Raw genomic sequence first — 20,703 nt, forward strand, 5'->3', positions numbered from 1 at the left:
ATCAGGCTGCAATCACGATTTCGTATTTGTCAGAACTCTCCGACAACATTTCCGTCGTTTCGACTACAGAGATTCTGAAAGATGCCACGTGGCTCACTGGATTGCCCTGGTCTTATGAATTGCTGCTGTTGCGTGACAGGTATTGGGTTCAGATCGGCTCGCATGAACCGAACCGAACCATCACACAATGCAAAGTAAATGCCGCCTTCGTGTCGACTGGAAAAGCCCGTTTCACTACTGTTGAACGACGAGGCAGCACTGCCATCGGAAACGACGTCTGATTCGTGGAAGTTGGAGCGTGGGCCGGGCCAGATCCCCGCCTTGCTGATGACAGATTTTTCGCCAACCAGAATCGTGTTTGACGTTCCGTCGATGACATCTCGCAATCGAATCATGCTGTTGACTCCGAAAATACCATCGGGCTTTGCAGGAGTTGGAACTGCGGCGACGCCTTCAAGTCCCGGCCACCTTGGAATTGGCTGCGACCCGAAATTGCCGGAGAAGTTGGAGAGTCCCCAGTCACCGCGAAGGGGATTCGTTGCGGAGTTGGGTTCTGCATCGCATCGAAAGACACTGATTTCTTTCTTCAACAGAACGTCCTTCAGCTGTCGAGCTCCGCTGTCGCCGGGAGCCGTCTCGTAAACCGGATCGACGAGGTTAAGATTGTTATAAAGGGGAGCCTGCTCGACGAAAGGCAGGATACTCACCTGCCAGCCCGTTGACGGATGCCCCTGGCCCGTAGCATCGCGGCTGATCCAGCCAGGTGGAAAGGTGTTAAAAACATCGTGGTAATTATGCATCGCAAGCGCAATCTGCTTCAGCTTGTTCCTGCAGTCCACATTTCGGGCGTCCTGGCGTGACTGCTGAAGAGCGGGCATTGCAATCGACAGGATGATCGAGACTGTCGACGCGACAACCAGCGATTCGATCAGAGTAAAACCGCGAATTCGCGGTCTTGCCGCCGGATCTGCCTTCATAAGGAGACTCCAATGGGTTTCAGGGGGACTTGTATTCGGCGCTCGCACAAATTTCGCTCCCGTTCGAACGTAAGTATTCCGTTTGCCGTTTTCAGTCTTTAGTTTTCAGTTTTCAGGGGCACCACGACAGGGACTGTGGCAAGACGCCAGGAATGCTCTTCCGGGTAAAACTTCAGGACGACCTGACCTGCAGATCCCGGAACGGTCCTGGAAGCGGCGGGAGCCTTGACCAGCCGATTGAAGTCATTCCTTGACTGTCCCAGGGGATCCGCAAAACGCCAGTGACCATCGATAAGCGAGAACTCGATGGTTCTTCCTGCGCTAACTGTGCCCTGAGGTGGAATGCTGACGACGATTCTTTCTCCGATTTGGGTTGCCTCACCGTCGCGAACGGCCGTCAATGTCTCAATCATCGCTGATTTCATTGCAGGGACTGTCTTGAGGCGGATGATCAACCGTTCGAGCTCATCACCGTTGGTCAGGCGGGCGAGTTCCGGAAGCGGATAGGTGGCTCGCACAAACGTTTCCATCTGATTGTTCTCGAGCATTCCGATCGCACTACGAATCGCCGCTCGAAAGTCCGTCCCCAGACCCTGCTGCGATCCTCGAATCTGAAGCTGATCCGGCGAAACGATGGTTGCGGGAAGGCCCGGTGTCACCACCTCTTCGGGTTTGATGACGAAATCAATCTGTACCAGGTTTCGCGTTCGGTTGAACGTCTTGCTTCCTGCGCGAGCTGAGTGGAGCATCGTGCGAAGGTCTGCCAGCATCGCTTCCGGAACTGGTTGCGACAGGCCTTCTGACATCCCACCCCGCTGAACTCGTCCCGGCAAATGCAGGCCATTCAGAGCGGGATTCAGGAAGTCCATCATCAGCAAAAGCGACTTCTTGTTGTCGATCATTTCGACTGCTTCTGCAAGGTCTGCGTCCACCAGACGCTCGGCCTCCACCTGGGACAACTGTCCGGGAGTATCGAGTGGGGCCTGCCTTCCGGGAGCCCTCACCGAAGTTTGCCCCGGCGGAGCAAAAACCTGAGCGGCCACATGAGGCAACGCAGAGAGACAAACTCCCCCGGCCAGGATCACGCCAGCAAGTCGGGCGACAGTCAAGCGGAGGACAGATACGGACACAGAACCCGCCGAGTTCATCAAATCACCCTCCTCCAGTGGATCAGAAAGGCCCGGGCTGAAAGCAATCTGCGTGGATGTCTGAATTGTCGTGCAAATGGATTCAGTGCATGCATCTCCAGGGCGGAATCATGTTATTCCCCTTAACCCCAACCTACAAGCGACCTGCAATTGATGTCGACAGAGCACATGTTGTGCAACGATGCCGAAAGGAAATGCCAGCAAGCGAATTCGCCGGTCATGATGGCAAACTCGTGATACGAAGTCAGTCGACCTGCAACGGCCGTCGCCCGGAAATCTAATGGCGTTGAGTCACGGTTCGGAAGCATGGATTCGTTGTACGGTCCAGCGATGGGAATCACATCATTGTCGGCACAATCGGCCGGAATCAATACCTGCAGAGATGTCGGCGATAAGTGTGAGTAAGGTGGCTTCCCTGGTTGGTATTGCTGCAGGCAGATGAATCATCGACCATTCGCGACAGGCTTAAGAAAAGTGAACTCGTACCGATTGAATGTCAGATCAGCAGAACGGGAATCGGACTCATAACTGATGGTCGCCAGAATTGACCCGCAAATCATGATGGTCGCTTTGTTATTGCTTTCCGGGTGCAGTACCAGGGCGTTGCCGCGATCGATCTCTCCAGATCAACTGAAGACGCATGGTGTACTTGCCGGTAGTTTCGTCCTGCCGTTCGGTGACCCGACTCGGCCCGAAGGTTGCTGCGTGTCGAAGAACCTGACGATTAAGTCCATGGCAACGGGCAAGACCAGCATCGTCTCGTTCAAACCGTATCCTCGCAGCAAGTACGAGGTACATGACGAACATGGGAACGGGACGCCATTTGCCATCCTTCTTCCGGAAGGGAACTACGAGATTACGGGTTGGTCTGTTGAACGAAGAGTTCCTTTGGGGCAAATGACAATTGTCCGGAATTCCAGTGGAGAACTGGTCTCCCCGGTATCTGTACGCGCGGGGCAGATTCGGTACGTCGGGTGTCTCGACGTTCTGAATCTTGGCGGACAAAAGGCAGTTCTCAAGTTTCTGTCCGATTCGAATCCAGGGCCGGTGCAGTTTCAGGTCGAAGATCAGTCCGCTCGAGATCTTGCGGTTCTCAGAAACCTCTATCCTCACCTTCCCTGGCAGAATGTCGTCATGAGTATGGAGCTTGCCGACATGGTCAGGAACCGATCCTTGGATCAGTAGCCACTCGACCTCGCATGTCTTTTCCGAATTTTTGCGGCATGCGAGCCATTCAGGGGACTGTCGAGGATTTCGACGCCAGACCTGCACAGGATCAACTGCATCGGGTGAAGTGAATGCCTCAGGCCAATCCGTCCGCCGAGCGGAAATGGCCATCGAAAGACGGTTCGCACATTCCACTTCCGCCTCGCCCGTCGAATCGGATGGATGTGGCAATCGGAGTTCCATCACGACTGCGTCGAAACCAATCGACGGAACCGGAGCCGGAAAACGAAACGATGCCCGGCCCGACCCGTGACGGAGGTGGAACCGGACCTGAATTTGTACAATCCGCAGGATGACTTGCGCGGCGGTGTTGTCGAATGGAAATTGTTGTGAATTTGTCGGTTCAAGACGCCACAGCGTCACTGACCATGCAACCACAGGCAAATGGCGCGTTCTCTCATTCATGGCCACGTCAGGGTAGATGCTCTGACCCTGAAAGTTACTGGTCTTCTTAAGGAGCTCTTCGTGGTGGCACCCGACAATCCGGATTCCGAAACATCCTGGCAGCAGTCGGTTTACGACGACTTGAAAGCAATCGCTCAGGGAGCAATTGCTCAGGAAAGGCCGGGCAATTCGCTACAGGCAACCATCATCGCCAACGACGCCTATCTGAAACTCCTGCAGCAAAGGAATCTGGATCCCTCGAATTCATCGCAATTGCGAGCTGCGGGGGCCGTCATCATCCGTCGACTCCTGGTCGATTACGCTCGGTCCCGAAAGGCAGAAAAACGTGGTGGAAAAGATGGTCGAGGAATTCCGTTGCACGTTTCTGTGCCCGATTCCGCCAGACCAATTGACGTGCTTGAGCTGAACGAAGCTCTGGCAGTCCTGGGACAGGAGAATGCTCGGGCGGCAACCGTTGTGGAACTCAAGTTCTTCGGTGGGCTCTCGGCTGAAGAGATTGCGGAATCGCTGGAAGTATCTATCCGTACAGTGAATAACGACTGGCGCTTTGCCAAAGCCTGGTTGTATCGGGAGCTGAGCGGACAAAAGGAAGGTTCATGAGGCATGGCGGGCGATCGAAAACAACGCGTGCAGGATCTGTTTTTTGCAGCTCTGGAAATAGACCGTGAGTTGCGGGATGACTGGCTGAAAAAACAGTGTGCTGATGATTACGAACTTCAGAAAGAAGTGGAATCTCTGCTGCAGTATGCAGCGTTGTCCGATGACCCGCTTGAGCATGGGCTCAACAGGGAAGTTGCTCGCGAAGTCGGACTCATTGAAGATCTGCATGCGGGGCTTCATGTTCGATGTCCGCATTGTCACCAGCCCATCGAAATTGTGGAAGAAAGTAGTTTAAGTGACGTCGTTTGTTCAGCATGTGGCAGTAACTTCAGTCTGATCAGCAGCGAAGACACGCAGACCTATCATCCGTCAAAGGATGAAACCGTTGGCCATTTCAATCTGGTGGACAAAGTCGGCGTTGGTGCGTTTGGCAACGTCTATCGTGCCTACGACAAGACGCTCGATCGGACTGTTGCGGTCAAGATTCCTCGCAAGGGCCAATTGCTGCCCGAAGAAACCGAACAATTCCTGCGTGAGGCTCGCACCGCTGCACAGCTGCGTCATCCGGGCATCGTGAGTGTTCATGAAGTGGGACGAGACGGCGATCGCATTTTCATCGTTTCAGATTTCATCGATGGCCTCACGCTGTCTGACTATCTGACGGGAATGCGGCCCACTGTTCGTGAGGCTGTTGAATTGGCGATCAAAGTCGCCAGGTCGCTCCACTACGCGCACGAACAAGGCGTTATTCACCGCGATCTTAAGCCCGGAAACATCATGCTGGACCGTAACAACGAGCCACATCTGATGGACTTTGGACTAGCCAAACGCGAAGCCGGCGAAATTACGATCACGATGGACGGTCAGGTGCTGGGAACTCCGGCCTACATGTCGCCGGAGCAGGCGCGGGGAGAAGGGCATCACGCAGATCGTCGCAGTGACATTCATGCACTGGGCGTGATCCTGTTCGAGCTGTTGACGGGGGAACGCCCGTTTCGAGGTAATACTCGGATGCTGCTTCATCAACTGCTGACCGAGGATGCCCCCAGTCCACGGCGCTACAACGCAAACATACCTCGGGACATGGAGACCATCTGCCTGAAATGTCTGGAGAAGAATCCGGACCGGCGTTACCAAACAGCTGGAGAGCTGGCAGATGATCTGCAGAGATTTCTCGATCATCGTCCCATTCTGGCCCGTTCCATCAACAGGCTCGAACGCACCTGGCGCTGGTGTCGTCGTAAACCCATCGTGGCTTCTCTGCTCGCCACCGTGTTTGTATTGCTTGCAACGGTGGGAATTGTCTCGTCCATTGCCTGGCTGCAGACGTCAGCAGCCCTGTACCGCGAAGGCCAGGCGTTGAATAAAGCCCAGGCCGAATCTCAGCGAGCCCGTGATGAAACGACGCGGGCGGAAGCCGCCCTGCAGAAGGCAGAAGTGCAACGCCAGCGGGCCGAAGCAACGCTGCTGGATATGTACGAATCATTCGGCATGAATCGAGCTCATCAGGACGAGCATGCCGAGGCATTGTTGTGGTTTGCCAAAGTAGCCGATGCTCCGGATGCGACGCCTGAGCGACGGCGGATCAATCAGATGCGCTTGCGCAACTGGCTGCGGCGAGTTCCAGTACCCGTGTATTTCGTTTCAAACGAATGGGGACGCGTTGAGGCGTTTCAGTTTCATCCGTCAGACAGCCATCTGCTGATTCAAACCAGTCAACATGCCTTCGTCGGAGATTTGGAGGAAAGCCACCTGTTTACGCTCCGTTCCAGTCGAGCACGATTCAGCCCTGATGGAAGAATTCTTGCGGTGGGTAACCAAAACGGTCAGATCAAATTGCATTCGTTTCCGTCGATGGCTGTTTTGGATGAATTCAACGTCTCGGGCTCTGGGATCCCTCAGCTGGCTTTTTCGGACGACGGCAAGTTACTGGCTGCCGGATCGCAGGACCTGCACGTATGGGATCTGACATCCCGAAGTTTACTCTCCGGCATCGCCAACCATCCTCAGCCATTGCACTCCGTTCAGTTTTCGGATGGAGGACGGTTTCTGGTGACTGCCTGCAAGGATTCGCTGGCCAGAATCTACGAAATTGACCAATCAACGCTCAGCGAACAGCCAGCCGTTCCGCCAATCGATCATCGATCGAGGGGTGGGATAGGAGTTGCCGTCGTCCCACCGCTGATTGTTTCGAGTGAATCGGCGATTTTCCTGAAGGGGGGGCATGAACTCAATCTGGTTCATCTTGAAAGCGGAGAGGTGATTCGCACGTTTCAGGGCGGAAGTTCGCGGCTCATCGCAAATGCCGTTCTGACTTCGGATCGGAAGAAAATTGTCATCACAACGGACGTGAATGCAGTCGTGAGTGTTGTGGAGATTGCTACCGGCAAAACATTACAGGCACTTCCGCCGGCAGATGATCGCGTTCCGAGTCTCGCGGTGGCAGCGAATTCCCAAATCCTTGCGACCGGTTCGCATGATTCGTTTGTTCGACTTTACGACCCCAACAATCTGACCACCCAGCTGGCCGCAATTGATCTTCAGGGAATCGTGGACCAGCTGGCAGTTTCCAACAGTGGACAGCTTCTCGTCACGCAGCAGTTGGATTCGGTACTCAATTCCAATCAATCCGTCGTCAAGGTGTACCGTATCCCCGAGGTGTCAAGTGGTCCCGACGTCGATGCCACGATTCATTCAAAGAAATTCTGGCTCCCCCACGAATCAACAGTCTCCGCCGACGGAGCATATTCCGCCACTCCCGGAGCTCGATGGCAGGCTGGGCCAGGTGCCGCCTACGTATACGATACTCAGACGATGCTCCCCGTCTCGCCCGAGTTGACACTCAACGCAGAACTGACCGCGACCGCATTGAATGTGTCCGGAGATACCCTGGTCACTCTGACGACAGCGGAAGGCAAAACTGCCCCGGATCAAAACGGTAAGACAGCCGAGTACATGGCACAGGAAGGCGTTGCCACATTGTGGGACTGGAGAGCAGGAAAGGGTCTTCATTCGTTGAAGACAGAATCCGTGCCTCTGGATGCAGCGTTCAACCCGGACGGCAGTCGACTTGTGATCGTCTGTGGCCTGGGGCATGTGTTGCTTGTCGAGCCAGAGACGATGCAAGTCAGAGCATCGATGATTCACGAGGGATCTGCTGTTCATGGATTCCAACGCAGACGGCGGATGATTCGATTTCATCCCTTCGAAGACCAGTTCTGCACACTGGGAATAGGATCTTCCATATGCCTCTGGAATACAGACGGAACTCTCAAGACCAAATTGACCACGACTGGTTACTTTTACGACGCTCAGTATTCCCCGGACGGCAAGTATCTGGCGACCGCCACAGACAAAGGCGAAGTTGCAATCTGGGATGTCCAAACGGGGAAACCTGCAGCAAAACCTCTGCCGCACTCAGCACAGGTTTGGCAGGTGAATTTTGACAGAACGGGAACGCGACTGGTCACCGCCTGTGAAGACAGAATGGCTCGTGTTTGGGACTGGAGCGATGGCAAACTTGCTGGACCCGGCCTCGAACATGACAATGCAGTGCGATTTGCGGATTTTGTGTCTGATGACAGGATAGTGGTGACGGGCAGTCAGAAGGCCATTCGTTTCTGGGATGTAACAAGTGGCCGGGAGATTGCACCTCCACGGCGGCACGAGATGCGACCGGAGTCATTTGTACTGGCTGGTAATCGACAGATGGTCGTCGGGCCAGGAGCTGCGTTCTGGCTGACAGAGGTTGAAAATCAGCCAAACGAAATCGCGTCCCCAGGGGCTCTGCTGTTGGCAGCAGAAGCGACAAGCGGAAGAAGAATTGAACGTAACGGTACAGTCAGCCTCTCAAGCAACGAATGGATGGACACGTTACGACGTGTGCGCGAAGCCGGAGAAACACCCTATGAACTTTTGGGCGGCAGGATGAATCCCGTCGCGGTTCAGATCGAGCAACGACTAAGGTCTCTCTGGCAAACGAATCAATGGCAGGCGGCTGTTGAATTTCTGAAGTCCATCTCTCCGGAAGAAGTGAATGAGGATCGATTCCTGATAATGGCCACCGAAGCCTGTGTCCGTACCGGTGAATTTGAAACGGCACGGGCGTGGTTGAACAGACTGCCTGAAGTCGTTCGTCAGACAGAAGGTTCTCATGTGACTTATGTTGGAATCTGCGAATCTCTACGCCATCCGGAATTGCAGGTCGAGTACCGACACGTGTTGAAAACGCTTAGCGAGCATACCAATCCGGATCAGCGTCTGATGGCGCTTGGGTGCCTGAGTCAGGCTTCGGTCACAGATACGTCCAGCGCAGATCTAGCGATGTTGCTGCTCACGGACTCCGATGCCACCGTCCGTTCGACTGTTCAGCGCTTACTGACAAATCGACTGGCCGATGACCGAACCGGCCGCTGGATTCAGGCACTTAATCAACTTCCGGAAGAGATTCGCAGGCTGTTCGATGAACAGTTGAAGCTGGCGAATGAACGGGTTATCGAGGAACCAGCGATCCTTGCTCTGCTTGGACAGAGCGATGAATGGGAATGGAGTGTACCAGAACCACTTGGCAGAGATATCAATTCCAATGGAATGGATCACCCAGGATATCTATCGCCAGATGGTCTGCGACTCTATTTCTCTTCGTCAAGGACCGGAGGACTTGGTTGGTCCGACATCTGGCTGGGAGTGCGAGAATCTACGGACACTGATTTTGTTGACTTCACCAACCTTGCGGCTCCAGTGAATGGGGCTGACTATGATAGCAGCCCAACATTGGCCGACGACGAACTCACGATGGTGTGGGTTTCGCAACGCGATGGTAACATCGGCCAGCGAGACTTGTGGATCGCCGAACGGCCAACATTGGATTCATCGTTCGGACCCCCCATGAATCTGGGCCCCAACATCAATTCAGGGGCCGACGAAACAGCACCATTTCTTTCAAGCGATGGACTGACCCTCGTGTACCGCTCGTTTCGGGATGGTAATCATGATCTTTGGATAGCTCGACGCCCTGCAGTAAATTCACCATTTGGCGAGTCAACAAGACTGCCACCCAACGTCAACTCGGACCAGTACGAAGACTTTCCCGCGCTGCTCGAAAATGACAAATATCTGCTGTATCGCTCCCAGTTGAGCTCTTTAGGCGACGACGCACTATTCCTGTCGGTTTGGTGTGACAGTACCCAGAATTACGAAGGTCGGTACAAGTTGGTCACATCACTCCACTCGGAGGGCATTGACGGAGCCCCGCGGTTAGCTGCGGATAACAGGAGTCTCCTGATGGTCAGTAGTCGCCGGGGCGTATTTTCGGGCGAGAACCCGGAGAGCTGGAATTCCTTGAATATCTGGACGTCCCGGCTCGTCAAGCGGGACAAATCCCAGCAGAACCTTCCCTGACTTTTCAGCATGTATTGCGGAAGGGAACGCAGGTATCGACGGTGACCTCTGCTTGACCCGGAATGCGATCTGGCATAACAACCGGCCGATTCTTTCAAAGATCCACCATTCGTTTCGACTTCGCACGGGATATCAAGAACATGTCTGAAAAGGTCTGCCGCTGGGGAATCCTGAGTACCGCTGGTATTGCACAAAAAAACTGGCACTCGATCGCTAATTCAGGCAATGGACAAGTGGTCGCCGTGGCCAGCCGTTCCATTGAAAAGGCTCAGCGGTTTATCGACGAGTGTTCGGCGTCGGTGCCAGTTCCGCAGGATGTCAAAGCTTACGGCAGCTACGAGGAGCTTCTTGCCGATCCCGGTATCGATGCCGTTTATGTACCTCTGCCAACGGGGCTGCGAGCAGAATGGGTGATTCGAGCAGCCGATGCTGGCAAACATGTCATGGTTGAGAAACCCTGTGGTGTTGCCGCGGAAAACCTGCGAACGATGATCGATGCCTGCGAACGCAACCAGGTTCAGTTCATGGACGGCGTCATGTTTATGCATAGTGATCGCATGGCCGCGATGCGGGAAGCACTGGACGATGGTCGGTCTGTCGGAACCATCCGACGCATTGCCAGCCAGTTCAGCTTCTGCGCACCGGATGAATGGGTTGCCAGCAATATTCGAGCAACTTCGAGCCTGGAGCCGGCGGGGTGCCTGGGAGATCTTGGCTGGTACACAATTCGATTTACATTGTGGGTGATGAAATACGAAATGCCGACCGAGGTCCGCGGGCGAATTCTGCACGGCACAAAACGATCCGACAGTCCGGAAGAAGTGCCGATGGAATTCCAGGGCGAACTTCATTTCGCAAGCGGAGTTTCAGCCACCTTTTACAATTCCTTCCGAACGGAAAACCAGCAATGGGTGAATGTCAGCGGGACTCAGGGGTACCTGCATGTTGAAGATTTTGTCCTGCCGCAATTTGGAAGTGAGGTGAGTTTTACCACCAGCAGTCACAAGTTTGTGGTCGATGGCTGCCGCTTCAATATGGAGGGGCACACAAAACGAACCGCGGTGCGGGAATACAGCAACAATATGCCGCAGGCTCAGGAAGCGAACCTGTTCAGAAATTTTGCGTCTCTTGTGCTGAGCGGCAAGCGAGACAACCATTGGCCGGAGATCGCGCTGAAGACTCAACTGGTGATGGACGCCGCGCTGAATTCGGCTCGCAACGGTGGCATGGCTGTCGCACCTGAGATTTGACAGCAATTTCAGACCGGAAACGTGTTCCTGCGAATTCGAAGCACTTTCACTCTGGCAAGAGTCTGGCAGCATCCGCTGCATCCTGGCTGCGAATGCCTGCTGAATCTTTGCGCTGTTGCAAAGACTGTGCTTCGAAGGCTTCCTGAGAAAACTCCTGACTGTTCGTGATGCACCATTCGTTCTTTGAAAACCCCGATCTTCAGTCGCCTCAGGCTCAGTTTGCGCTGAACATTGTGCTCCGTTTGCGTGAAGCCGGATTTCAGGCGCTTTGGGCTGGCGGATGTGTCAGAGACGGCTTGCTTGGAAAGATTCCAAAGGATTTCGACGTTGCATCCGATGCACGGCCGGAACAGGTCATCGAACTCTTTGGCAGACGCCGTACGGTGGCCGTGGGAGCAAGTTTTGGCGTTGTGATGGTGCTGGGGCCGAATCGCGAAGCAGGCCAGGTGGAAGTCGCAACATTCCGCAGCGACGGGCAGTATCTGGACGGCAGGAGGCCCCAATCGGTCCGGTTCTGTTCTGCCGAGGAAGATGCGCAGCGTCGCGATTTTACCATCAACGGCATGTTCTATGACCCGGTCGATCGATGCGTTCTGGACTATGTGGATGGCCGGCGGGACCTGGCCGACGGTATCGTTCGAGCGATTGGCGATGCGGGCGATCGATTTACCGAAGACAAACTCAGGATGCTTCGGGCGGTGCGTTTCGCGGCGACTTTTGGATTCGACTTAGCGGACTCGACCAAAGGTGCTGTCACCAGTCTTTCTCATCAAATCACCCAGGTCAGCTTCGAACGTATCACTCAGGAGCTGAAACGCATGTTGTCGCACCAGAAGCGAGCATTAGCGTTTCGCCTGTTGTTCGAAACAAAACTGCTGGGGGTGCTTTTCCCATGGTTTGACGCGTTCAGTACTGATGTCGCGCAACTGATCCTGAGTCATCTGCATGACAGCAGTTTTGAGTCGTCATTGGCAGCGATGTTCAGAACGGGTCTTCTGAACAAGTATGGTCGGAGTCAGCGCATTGATGCGGTAAAAGAAGAATGCAAACGATTCAAGCTCTCCAACGCGGAGACGGATACGATCCTGTGGCTCATCGAATCGATGGAACTTATGGATCGCGTGTCCAGTCTTCCGCTTCATCAGCTCAAGCCGCTGCTTGCCAGTAACAATTGTGAGCTGCTGTTATCGTTGTCGGAGGCAACCAGTCTTGCGAGCGGACAAACTCCCTCGTCGAGCCGGTTTTGTCGACAGTATCTTGGTGCTGTGGACCGCTCGTTATTGGATCCGCCGGTGTTGATCACTGGCGCTGATCTGCATGCGATGTCCGTCCCGTCCGGGCCTCGATTCCGAGAGATTCTGGGCTGTGTGCGGAACCTGCAGCTGGATGAACAGATTACATCGCGTGAAGATGCGCTTCGAGAAGCGCGGCGTCTGGCTGCTGAACTTTCCAGGTAAGACGCAGCATGCCTACTCCTGTGGGGCATCCGGCGGGCGATTCGTGGCGCGATGGAATCCGTAGTTCAGAATGAATGCGATTACTGTAATCGGCGCTGCAATCCACATTACCGCAAAATGTAACGCTTCCACTTTGGGTGAATTCATGGCTGTTAGAGCGATGTTGGCGTTGTAAGCGATGTAGTACAGCAGGAATAACAATCCTTCCCAGCGGGCGATCTGGTGAAAGGCGACAAACACAGGAAGGCAGGCGAGCGACACCAGGATCATCACCGGAATATCAAACGTGACTGCAGATTCCGGAATGGGAATGCCACCCTTAACGCAAGTGCCTGTTAATCCCAGCACACACAGAATGTTAAACAGATTGCTACCAACAACGTTCCCGACGGCGATATCTCGTTCGCCTCGATAGGCCGCCACCAGCGAAGTTGCGACTTCCGGCAACGATGTTCCAACGGCCACCAGAGTCAGGCCAATCACCAGCTCCGAAACGCCCAGTGTCCGTGCGATTGTGACCGCCGACGATACAAACATGTTGGCCCCGACGACGAGCATTACCAGGCCTGCAACCAGTAGCAGGGCATTTGTCAGGATCATCTTTGACGTCGCGCCATCCGGAGGAACGCTGCCGAATTCCCTCGCATATTCTTCTTCGATGGCTTTACTCTCCTGCCGACTCTTCCGTACGACCCAAACGTTGTACCAGATCAGAGCAGCAAACAGCACGGCCCCTTCCATCTGAGAGATATTGCCGTCCCAGGCCATCACCGCAACGGCCATCGAAGCCGCAATCATCAGGGGCACATCAAGCCGAATCAGCTGCTGCGACACCGTCAATGGTGTGATCAGTGCAGCCAGTCCGAGGATGAGCAGGACGTTGGCAATATTACTACCGACGACGTTGCCCACAGCGACCTCGGGATCGCCGCCCAATGCCGACCGCATGCTGACAACCAATTCGGGTGCGCTGGTGCCGAACGCAACAACCGTCAATCCTACAACCAGCGGCGAGATCCTGCAGGCAATAGCCAGTCGGGATGCTCCTCGAACCAGAACTTCAGCGCCAACCGTCAGAATCACCAGGCCGACTATGAGTATCAGAACGGTCAACGGAAGCTCCGAAATTATGGAATGAATGCCTGCAACACCATAGACCGACCATTGTTGCAGTGTTTGAACAGTCAGAACACAGCGCGGGCCCATGGATGCCGGAATTCGTCCTTATCGAAAACCTGTTCCCGGTCCGGAGACAGAAATTACTGTGTCCAGGCGATGAATTCCATTTCCCGCATTCGCGCCAGCGCGCGACTACTGCTTACCGGAAAAGACGTGTCCTTTGGCCTTAACTTCCAGGGCGTAAAGCGATGTTCGGGCCGTGACGAAAAGTGTGGAATGATTCGGACCTCCGAATGCAACATTCGCTGGTTGTTCGGGAAATGCAATCGTGCCGATAGCACTGCCGTCCGGGCCGAAGACCTGAAGGCCAAGCGCCGTCGTTATGTAAAGGTTACCTTCTGTATCCACCGTCAGACCGTCCCCACCCGTTCCGGACTTTCCTTCCGGCTGTTTGAGCTTACAGAAGACCCGGCCCTCGCCGAGCTTGCCGGGAGATGTGATTTCATAAGCCCACATCTCTTCTTCCATACTTGGAATGACGTATAGAGTCTTCTCGTCGGGAGAAAGGATCACTCCGTTCGGTGCGTTCCGGTCCTCGATTAAACGGGTGATTTTGCCTTGAGCATCCCTGTAATAAACGGCTTCTTTTTTTTGTGGCCACGGTTCCGGAGCCCGAAATCGAGGATCCGTGAAATAGATCCCTCCGGTTCGATCGATCACAAGGTCGTTGGGGGCGTTGAATCGTTCACCATTGAATTTATCTGCCAGCGAAACCTCACTTCCATCCGACAGAGTGTATTGCTTCAGTCTTCCATCCATCTCACATGCCAGCAGTCGATTTCCTGCAACCAACAAACCATTGCAATGGCCAGATGGCTCTACGAACACGGTCAGCCTGCCCCTGGAGTCTCGTTTGTGAATTCGATTGTTGGGGATATCGGTGAAGTAGAGATTGCCGTCTCCGTCCGCCGCCGGTCCTTCGGTAAATCCGAAGTTGGTATGCAAACGCTGCACTTCGCCGACTGGACCGATTTTTGAAGCAAGGTCATCCGCAGTCGACGAGGAACCCGTGACGGCCAGCATGACCCCCGCCAGCCCGGCGGAAAATAAACTCCCGGAAAAACGATTCATCACACTGTCCTCACGTATCAAACACTGTTTTGGCAACTCCTGCCGGTGATCGTAATGGCTCAGCTGAAGTTCGCGAACCCAATCAGCAAATATTGCGCGAACACCGCGCTACCAGACGCACGCATTTCTGCTTTGGTTCTGGATAAGACTGTCCAGAGATGAACCTTCGGCCACCACAGCCCTGACCGGCTGGGGGACTCTCCTTCATGCGAACTTTACCTGACCTGAATAACCCGTCGCTGGAAGAAATTTCACCAATGTGCACTCCTCTCGCACATCAACTGCACAGTGAGCGTTGTTCGAATTCAATGGTGTTGCTCGTTCTGCATTTGCAGAAACCTTCTCAGGCTCTGCCGAAATCATTCCGGGGCCTGATCGATGTTGGCGCCACAAGGTGAAGTTGGCGCTGGAAGCTGGAAGAAGAGCAAAATCAAACGGAAGCAACGGCGATACTTCAGGTAAGGAGACAAAAATCAATGGTGAAACGAGCGTTAGCAGTATTCGTTCTGCTGATCATGTTCTCTTCCAGCGACGCGAATGCGGGAACGGGCCTCTTCGGCCACATCCCTTTCCTCAGTGGAGGTTCCTGCGGCGAAGGATGTGCGGTTGACGGCATCTGCGGTGAAACCTGCACGGATCCCGGCGATGGATGCTGCGATCTGCTGTCTGATTCCTGCGGAGAGAGTTGCGGGGCTGGTTGCACAGACCTGTTCGGTGGTCTCGGCAGCATCGGCAGTTGTATCAAGCCAAGTGACCATTGCTTCGACAGCTTTATCAGTCCAATTACCAATCCCGTCTTCTTCGAAGATCCTCGTACACTGACAGAAGCACGCCTGATCTTTGCCCACCATACATTGCCAAACTCGCTGGGTGCCGGGTCCGCGCAGTTGTATGCAATGCAGATTCGAGCTGCCATTTCAGAAAACGTGTCCATCATCGCAACAAAGGACGGCTTTCTGGTCACTGACAATCCACTTCTGCGTGACGGCTGGGCGGATATCGCTGCTGGTTTGAAAGTGAACCTGTATCGAGACGTGGCGTCTCAGACACTGTTCAGTGTTGGGGCAACCTACGAAGCTCCCTGGGGTTCCCGCAAAGCGCTGCAGGGGAACGGCGATGGGGAATTCCACATCTTCGGAACCGGCGGCACAACAATCATGGATGACTACCACCTGTTGTCCGGTCTCGGGTTTCGTCTTCCTGTCGACCGCGCTGCTGAGAGTACCTCGATGTACTGGTCAAATCATATTGACCGACGAATTGGAAATGGCCCATTCTACCTGCTGGGCGAATGCAACTGGTACCACTGGCTTTCCAGCGGCAGTGCATTTCCTCTGGCTGTCGAAGGTGTCGATATCATCAATCTGGGCTCACAGGGTGTCGCCGGGCATGATATCGTCACGGCCGCAATTGGCGTTAAGTATAAGCCAAGTGGAAACACAGAAGTTGGCGTGGCCTGGGAAGCCCCTCTCACCGATCGTCGTGACATTTTTGACGACCGCCTGACGGTGGACTGGATTATTCGGTACTAGTTGGTGCCTCGGGCACTTTGGGGTATCGCCAAACCATGACGTGAAACCGTGGCCGAGGGCCAGGCGAACGATTGCCTGGCTTTTCCGGCCACGGACCGCATGGTCCATGATCCGAGACACTTTCTCTGGAACTTCACTGGCGTGCCCGGGTCAAATGTTTGGGAAAAAACAGACCCCAAGAATCACCGCCAGCAATCCACCGAATCCGGCGACGGCCATCACTGTTGTAACAAAACGCAGGCCCTGCCGTTCGTCCATGCCGCTCATCCTGGTAATCACCAGAAACCCACTGTCATTCATCCAGCTGAAGGGTTTTGATCCACAGCCAACAGCCAGTGCCACATAGAGTGGAGCCACGCCGGCGGCGCCTGATGTTACCAGGCCACCAAAGACGCCCGCTGCTGTCATCATTGCCACGGTTGCCGAACCCTGCGCTGTTCTCACAGCGGTTGTAACCAGAAACGCGGCTACGACAATGGAAACGGGAGACGCTGCAGGAATCTGTTGAAGCAATTCTGCGACGGAGGTTTGTTGCATCATCTTTCCAAAAGCACTGCCAGCGGCAGTCACAAGGATAATTGTGCCCGCGCTGCTGACGGACGCCTGCATGCCTCTTGACAGTTGCTGACGCGATGGCTGTCTCATTCGCACATAGGTTGAAGTTGCAATCGTCGCACCGAGGATGAGTGCTGTATTGCGTTCGCAAACGGCCAGCAGAACCGGCAGGATCTGTTTGGGCAAAGTAAACACGAAGATCGCGGCGTCGCCCGCATCATTCGTCCGAATCGCCGTTCCCAATGCCATCAATGCCACCGGAAGAATGACGGGGAGAAGTGATTCTACGAGTGAAGGGATTCTCCGGTCTGTCGTTGCATCTGAGGGCAACGCACTCGTGTCTGCGTCTTCTGATGGATCATGCTGACGCGTTGTTCCGTCGTCCACCTGCGGTGGCAGCAGCTCCCACTTTCGGTTTGCCCAGAATGCAAACAGCAGACCACATGTCGAAGCAAACGCCCCGACAATGATTCCCCCGTAGATCATTGACGTAACGGGAACCTGAAATTGTTCGGCAATCATCAGTGGGCCTGGGGTTGGCGGCACCAGTGAATGGGACATCGTCGCTCCAACAACAATGGCCAGCACATAAAGCAGGTAGTTCTTGCGAGTGCGATAAAAGAGCGACCGGGCGAGCGGTATCATCAACAGGAACACAGTGTCGAAGAACACCGGAATGCCAAGCAGAAAACTGCTGAAACTGAATGCGACTGGTGCTGCTCGCTCGCCCATGAGCGACATCGCGGACCGCACGATCTTGTCGGCCGAACCACTCTCCAGCATGCAGAACCCAATCATGGACGCGGCGACGATCAGGATGGCAAGTTTCCCTGCAGCATTTCCGAAAGCGTCGGTCACCCGAGCGATCGGAGATTGCGCTGATAGTTTCTCTGCTGACGTGAATTTCGCTGTCGGAGCAATCCGCAGGGACGCACCGGAGCCAGAAACCGATTCTTCGGGAAACGGGATGGCGGTATTCTGAACGGGGGAAGAGTCATCAGAACTGATCAATTCGTAGAAGTGCAGAGCATCGGACGATCCGTTTGGTGCCTCAACCGGTCGCAGGATCCACTGAGCGTCGCGATATTGATCAGCCTGCCATCCTCGGGATGGCAGGGGACGAAAAGTTTCTGCTGAGGAAATCTTTCGGGTTGTGGAGACGATCGGAGCAGCAGTCTCCCTCGTTTCATCCTCAGAGAATGATTCCAGTGCAACTAAGTTCAGCTCGACGCTGTCACTCAACAGCTGCGAGCGGACTATTGCGTCTGTGCCCGTCATTGCGGCCACCGCCAATGCCGCCAGAATCAACGCTGCAAATGCATGCAGGCGAACAAACAGGATGCCACCGATCACGATAACAAGCCCTGCGACAAGAATGAGGCCGGTTGGAGCCTGCAGCATTATTTTGAATTCTCCTGCGAAACGGGAAGCCATTGCACGGCATCCGCAATCACATATTTTCCATCTGTGCCTTCAGTCGACACACGAACCCAGCCAGATCGGCCACTTTCGAATCGAAATGTTCCCAATGACTTGAAGAGGCCCCCGTATTCCGGTGTCTCCTGCTGATTGATGCGAACACTGGTGTCGCCGTCTGCATGTCGAATTGTGATGAGCGTATTGGTCGACCGACGAATATTACAGCAATGTGAAACGCGAACCTCGTAGACACCGGCTTCCGGAATGGTGGGTGTGTACGTAATCGACTTTTCACCCTTCCCGGCATTCATGTCGTGCAGATAACTACGACCGACAAAAGGGGGCGTGTGAGTTGAGTACTGCCAGTCTCCCTCGAGAACTGCTTCCGAATCGTCCACCACAATTCCAGAAAGAGTCGCGATATTCATGACAACTTTCGAGGCCAGTAATTCGTTATCAACTTCCCCCGGTGCGTGGGAATTGTCGAGAGCTCTCGGATTCAGTCTTGGAACAATGAATGCAGGACGCGTTGTGTTCGGACCGACTTGCTGACCTGACCGCCGGTTGTCTGCGGTGTTGGCTGCGGAATAGACGGCTCGAATGAATTCGCCCCGCGTGAGTTGCTCGTATTTTGGAAGATGTTCGTCCAAGATGCCCGATTGCCGGGCAATGACTTTCCAGCGCTGGCGAGTCGACGCATCCAGGGGGCGATGCAGTTCTGCTGCGTGATCAGGTGTTGCCATGCAGTACTGTCCGTGCAGCGTGGCCCCGCGTTGCCCTGGCTTCTCTGGTGATTTCGCCAACCCGTGGAGCCCTCCTCTGATTCCCCACCACTGTACGGCCTGAAAATCCGGATGTCCGGGTCGTACGTCGCTGATATAAATGGTTGCTGCCCCGACATCGTGCAACCGCCGCTGCAGCAGATCAACATCTACGTTCTGGACTGCACGATGATTCTTCACCGCCAGGGATGCAGCATGCCCGGCTGCCTGTCCCAGCGAAGTCCAGACAGGTTCGAGACGAATAGCGCAGAAGCCGACGTGCGACGAACTCACCGCCGTCGGCACGAGAAGATTCTGCATCTCCATTGGAACGATCACGCCATAAGGAATCTGGTATGGTGGAACAGGATTATAAAACTCACCGGTGTGTCGGCCGGGTGCGGGTTCCGACATGGGCAGTGCCGTGACAATTGTTGCCGTAATCTGCCATAGCGATACTGTCCATGTGCAGTTTCGCTCGAGCATCGCCAGTCATGTATTCACTGTCTTTCTGGACGTAAACATGTTGCCCGATCATACGCCGTGCTTCGCGAATGTAAAGCTGCGGCGGCAGGTGGTCTGAATCTTCGAATTCGTCTCGACACCATCCCCATTCTCGTGCTTCTGTCTGAAACCGTTCAGGAACCGCGGCATCGTTTTGCAGAAAATACAGAAGGCCTGCCTGGTCCGTCAGATGAGTATGAAAGATCTGCGTCCGCTCTTCGAGACTTCCGTTTGGCCATCCCAGGTTCTGGCCGGGGAGTGACAGTCGAACAACGTTTCGGGAAACATCGTTGATGTCATACTTTCCATTGGGCAGCGGTGGAGTCTGGGCTTTGAAGATGCATCGCGATGGATAATCAAAGACCCTGGTAATCGCGCCAGACTGCAGTGCCGGGATCACACCCACAAAGTTGTTTCTGTCGTATCCTTCCGGCATCTTTGGAGTGACCCGATTCGATGGATCCTTCGTCATGATGAAACGGAAATTGTACGCCTGCAGCTGGTCGTCTGGTTCTTCGGGGGCGAGTGCTTCTCCATATTCCATACGGCCTTCTCGCCCTACTCGCCATGGAACTCCTGCTGCGGCCATCAGGTCGCCTTCGTACGACGCATCAATGGCAACACTGCAATGGAAGTGATGCTCTTCATTCTCTCCCGATAAACAGACAGATTTGATCAGATGACCGTCGGCAGAGAGTTCTAAAGACTTCAATCTCCGGTTCGTCACAAGACGGATTGCAGGGTGCTCATTGAGCATCTGCTGGTAGATCAGCAGGTTCACTTTCGGCTCACCGAAGGCTCCTCCAAAACAGTCTTTTACCTGCTGTGATTCAGGTCCGAACGCGTCCCGATAATGCTGTTCGACACGATTTGCGAAATCCAGAAACGAACCGCTCAGGCTCTCGCGGGAATGGAAATCGGTATGAGACAGGCCACTTGTTACGAGACCACCGATTCGGTGCGTTGGTTCAGCCAGTAAGACACTGCAACCGTCTGAAGCAGCTGCGATTGCTGCCGCAATTCCGCCGGGCGTCGCCGAATAAACAATGACATCGAACCGTTCGCTGCCCTTTGCTGATGAAAGTGACGAAGCGAACAGGATTATCGAAAGCAAAAGTTGAGCTGAGTTTCGACATGGAAAAATGGGAATGACTTTCATGAAGGAAGGAGATTCTCCCGGCTTTCAGATGACAATCTAACGCAGACAAGTCCGTTCAG

Annotated in this window: 13 protein-coding genes; 6 read left to right on the forward strand and 7 right to left on the reverse strand. The window is 54.4% G+C overall.

Going from position 1 to position 20,703, the window contains the following annotated elements:
• Positions 1-29 precede the first annotated feature (29 nt).
• Both R3C20_21325 and R3C20_21330 read right to left on the reverse strand, forming a co-directional pair.
• The gene (locus R3C20_21325) at positions 30-977 is read right to left on the reverse strand and encodes a DUF1559 domain-containing protein (GenBank protein MEZ6043049.1); all 948 of its coding nucleotides are present in this window, start codon (positions 975-977) and stop codon (positions 30-32) included.
• A gap of 98 nt (positions 978-1,075) precedes the next feature.
• Entirely contained in the window at positions 1,076-2,125 is a 1,050-nt protein-coding gene (locus R3C20_21330) for a hypothetical protein (GenBank protein MEZ6043050.1), read from the reverse strand.
• A 531-nt stretch (positions 2,126-2,656) separates the two neighbouring features.
• On the opposite strand from R3C20_21330, the gene R3C20_21335 reads away from it, so the two are divergent.
• The 5 genes from R3C20_21335 to R3C20_21355 all read left to right on the forward strand — a co-directional run bounded on the left by R3C20_21335 (position 2,657) and on the right by R3C20_21355 (position 12,464).
• Positions 2,657-3,310, forward strand: coding sequence for a hypothetical protein (locus tag R3C20_21335; protein MEZ6043051.1), 654 nt, complete (start codon positions 2,657-2,659; stop codon positions 3,308-3,310).
• 426 nt (positions 3,311-3,736) lie between these two features.
• Positions 3,737-4,357 (forward strand): ECF-type sigma factor, encoded by a 621-nt coding sequence (locus R3C20_21340; GenBank protein ID MEZ6043052.1) that lies wholly within the window; start codon positions 3,737-3,739, stop codon positions 4,355-4,357.
• Between the two features lie 3 nt (positions 4,358-4,360).
• Complete coding sequence (locus R3C20_21345; protein MEZ6043053.1) at positions 4,361-9,757, forward strand: protein kinase; 5,397 nt, start codon at positions 4,361-4,363, stop codon at positions 9,755-9,757.
• A gap of 140 nt (positions 9,758-9,897) precedes the next feature.
• Positions 9,898-11,007, forward strand: a complete 1,110-nt coding sequence (locus R3C20_21350; protein ID MEZ6043054.1) for a Gfo/Idh/MocA family oxidoreductase — start codon at positions 9,898-9,900, stop codon at positions 11,005-11,007.
• 167 nt (positions 11,008-11,174) lie between these two features.
• The gene (locus R3C20_21355) at positions 11,175-12,464 is read left to right on the forward strand and encodes a CCA tRNA nucleotidyltransferase (protein ID MEZ6043055.1); all 1,290 of its coding nucleotides are present in this window, start codon (positions 11,175-11,177) and stop codon (positions 12,462-12,464) included.
• A 12-nt stretch (positions 12,465-12,476) separates the two neighbouring features.
• Here the strand turns inward: R3C20_21355 and R3C20_21360 are convergent, their stop codons facing one another.
• Both R3C20_21360 and R3C20_21365 read right to left on the reverse strand, forming a co-directional pair.
• A complete protein-coding gene (locus R3C20_21360) occupies positions 12,477-13,670 on the reverse strand; it encodes a calcium/sodium antiporter (protein ID MEZ6043056.1) in 1,194 nt (397 codons plus the stop codon).
• 105 nt (positions 13,671-13,775) lie between these two features.
• Entirely contained in the window at positions 13,776-14,714 is a 939-nt protein-coding gene (locus tag R3C20_21365) for an SMP-30/gluconolactonase/LRE family protein (protein MEZ6043057.1), read from the reverse strand.
• 476 nt (positions 14,715-15,190) lie between these two features.
• Here R3C20_21365 and R3C20_21370 point away from each other — a divergent pair, with 476 nt between their 5' ends.
• Positions 15,191-16,246 (forward strand): hypothetical protein, encoded by a 1,056-nt coding sequence (locus tag R3C20_21370; protein ID MEZ6043058.1) that lies wholly within the window; start codon positions 15,191-15,193, stop codon positions 16,244-16,246.
• Between the two features lie 150 nt (positions 16,247-16,396).
• Here R3C20_21370 and R3C20_21375 read toward each other — a convergent pair whose 3' ends face one another.
• Genes R3C20_21375 through R3C20_21385 form a run of 3 tightly spaced genes read right to left on the reverse strand, consistent with a single transcriptional unit; the run spans position 16,397 to position 20,644 of the window.
• Complete coding sequence (locus R3C20_21375; protein MEZ6043059.1) at positions 16,397-18,235, reverse strand: GntP family permease; 1,839 nt, start codon at positions 18,233-18,235, stop codon at positions 16,397-16,399.
• Positions 18,202-19,395: an FAD-dependent oxidoreductase gene (locus tag R3C20_21380; protein ID MEZ6043060.1), complete on the reverse strand. Its 1,194-nt coding sequence runs from the start codon at positions 19,393-19,395 to the stop codon at positions 18,202-18,204. Before R3C20_21380 ends, R3C20_21375 begins: the two co-directional genes overlap by 34 nt.
• Positions 19,361-20,644: an FAD-dependent oxidoreductase gene (locus R3C20_21385; GenBank protein MEZ6043061.1), complete on the reverse strand. Its 1,284-nt coding sequence runs from the start codon at positions 20,642-20,644 to the stop codon at positions 19,361-19,363. Before R3C20_21385 ends, R3C20_21380 begins: the two co-directional genes overlap by 35 nt.
• Positions 20,645-20,703: the final 59 nt, after the last annotated feature.

The organism is Planctomycetaceae bacterium, from assembly GCA_041398825.1.
In the GTDB taxonomy this organism is placed as follows: domain Bacteria; phylum Planctomycetota; class Planctomycetia; order Planctomycetales; family Planctomycetaceae; genus F1-80-MAGs062.

Excerpts from the sequence above, each read along its gene's own strand:
- R3C20_21325 (MEZ6043049.1), bottom strand. The coding sequence starts at position 977 with ATGAAGGCAGATCCGGCGGCAAGACCGCGAATTCGCGGTTTTACTCTG.
- R3C20_21330 (MEZ6043050.1), bottom strand. The coding sequence starts at position 2,125 with ATGAACTCGGCGGGTTCTGTGTCCGTATCTGTCCTCCGCTTGACTGTC.
- R3C20_21335 (MEZ6043051.1), top strand. The coding sequence starts at position 2,657 with ATGGTCGCCAGAATTGACCCGCAAATCATGATGGTCGCTTTGTTATTG.
- R3C20_21340 (MEZ6043052.1), top strand. The coding sequence starts at position 3,737 with ATGGCGCGTTCTCTCATTCATGGCCACGTCAGGGTAGATGCTCTGACC.
- R3C20_21345 (MEZ6043053.1), top strand. The coding sequence starts at position 4,361 with ATGGCGGGCGATCGAAAACAACGCGTGCAGGATCTGTTTTTTGCAGCT.
- R3C20_21350 (MEZ6043054.1), top strand. The coding sequence starts at position 9,898 with ATGTCTGAAAAGGTCTGCCGCTGGGGAATCCTGAGTACCGCTGGTATT.
- R3C20_21355 (MEZ6043055.1), top strand. The coding sequence starts at position 11,175 with ATGCACCATTCGTTCTTTGAAAACCCCGATCTTCAGTCGCCTCAGGCT.
- R3C20_21360 (MEZ6043056.1), bottom strand. The coding sequence starts at position 13,670 with ATGGGCCCGCGCTGTGTTCTGACTGTTCAAACACTGCAACAATGGTCG.
- R3C20_21365 (MEZ6043057.1), bottom strand. The coding sequence starts at position 14,714 with ATGAATCGTTTTTCCGGGAGTTTATTTTCCGCCGGGCTGGCGGGGGTC.
- R3C20_21370 (MEZ6043058.1), top strand. The coding sequence starts at position 15,191 with ATGGTGAAACGAGCGTTAGCAGTATTCGTTCTGCTGATCATGTTCTCT.
- R3C20_21375 (MEZ6043059.1), bottom strand. The coding sequence starts at position 18,235 with ATGGCTTCCCGTTTCGCAGGAGAATTCAAAATAATGCTGCAGGCTCCA.
- R3C20_21380 (MEZ6043060.1), bottom strand. The coding sequence starts at position 19,395 with ATGTCGGAACCCGCACCCGGCCGACACACCGGTGAGTTTTATAATCCT.
- R3C20_21385 (MEZ6043061.1), bottom strand. The coding sequence starts at position 20,644 with ATGAAAGTCATTCCCATTTTTCCATGTCGAAACTCAGCTCAACTTTTG.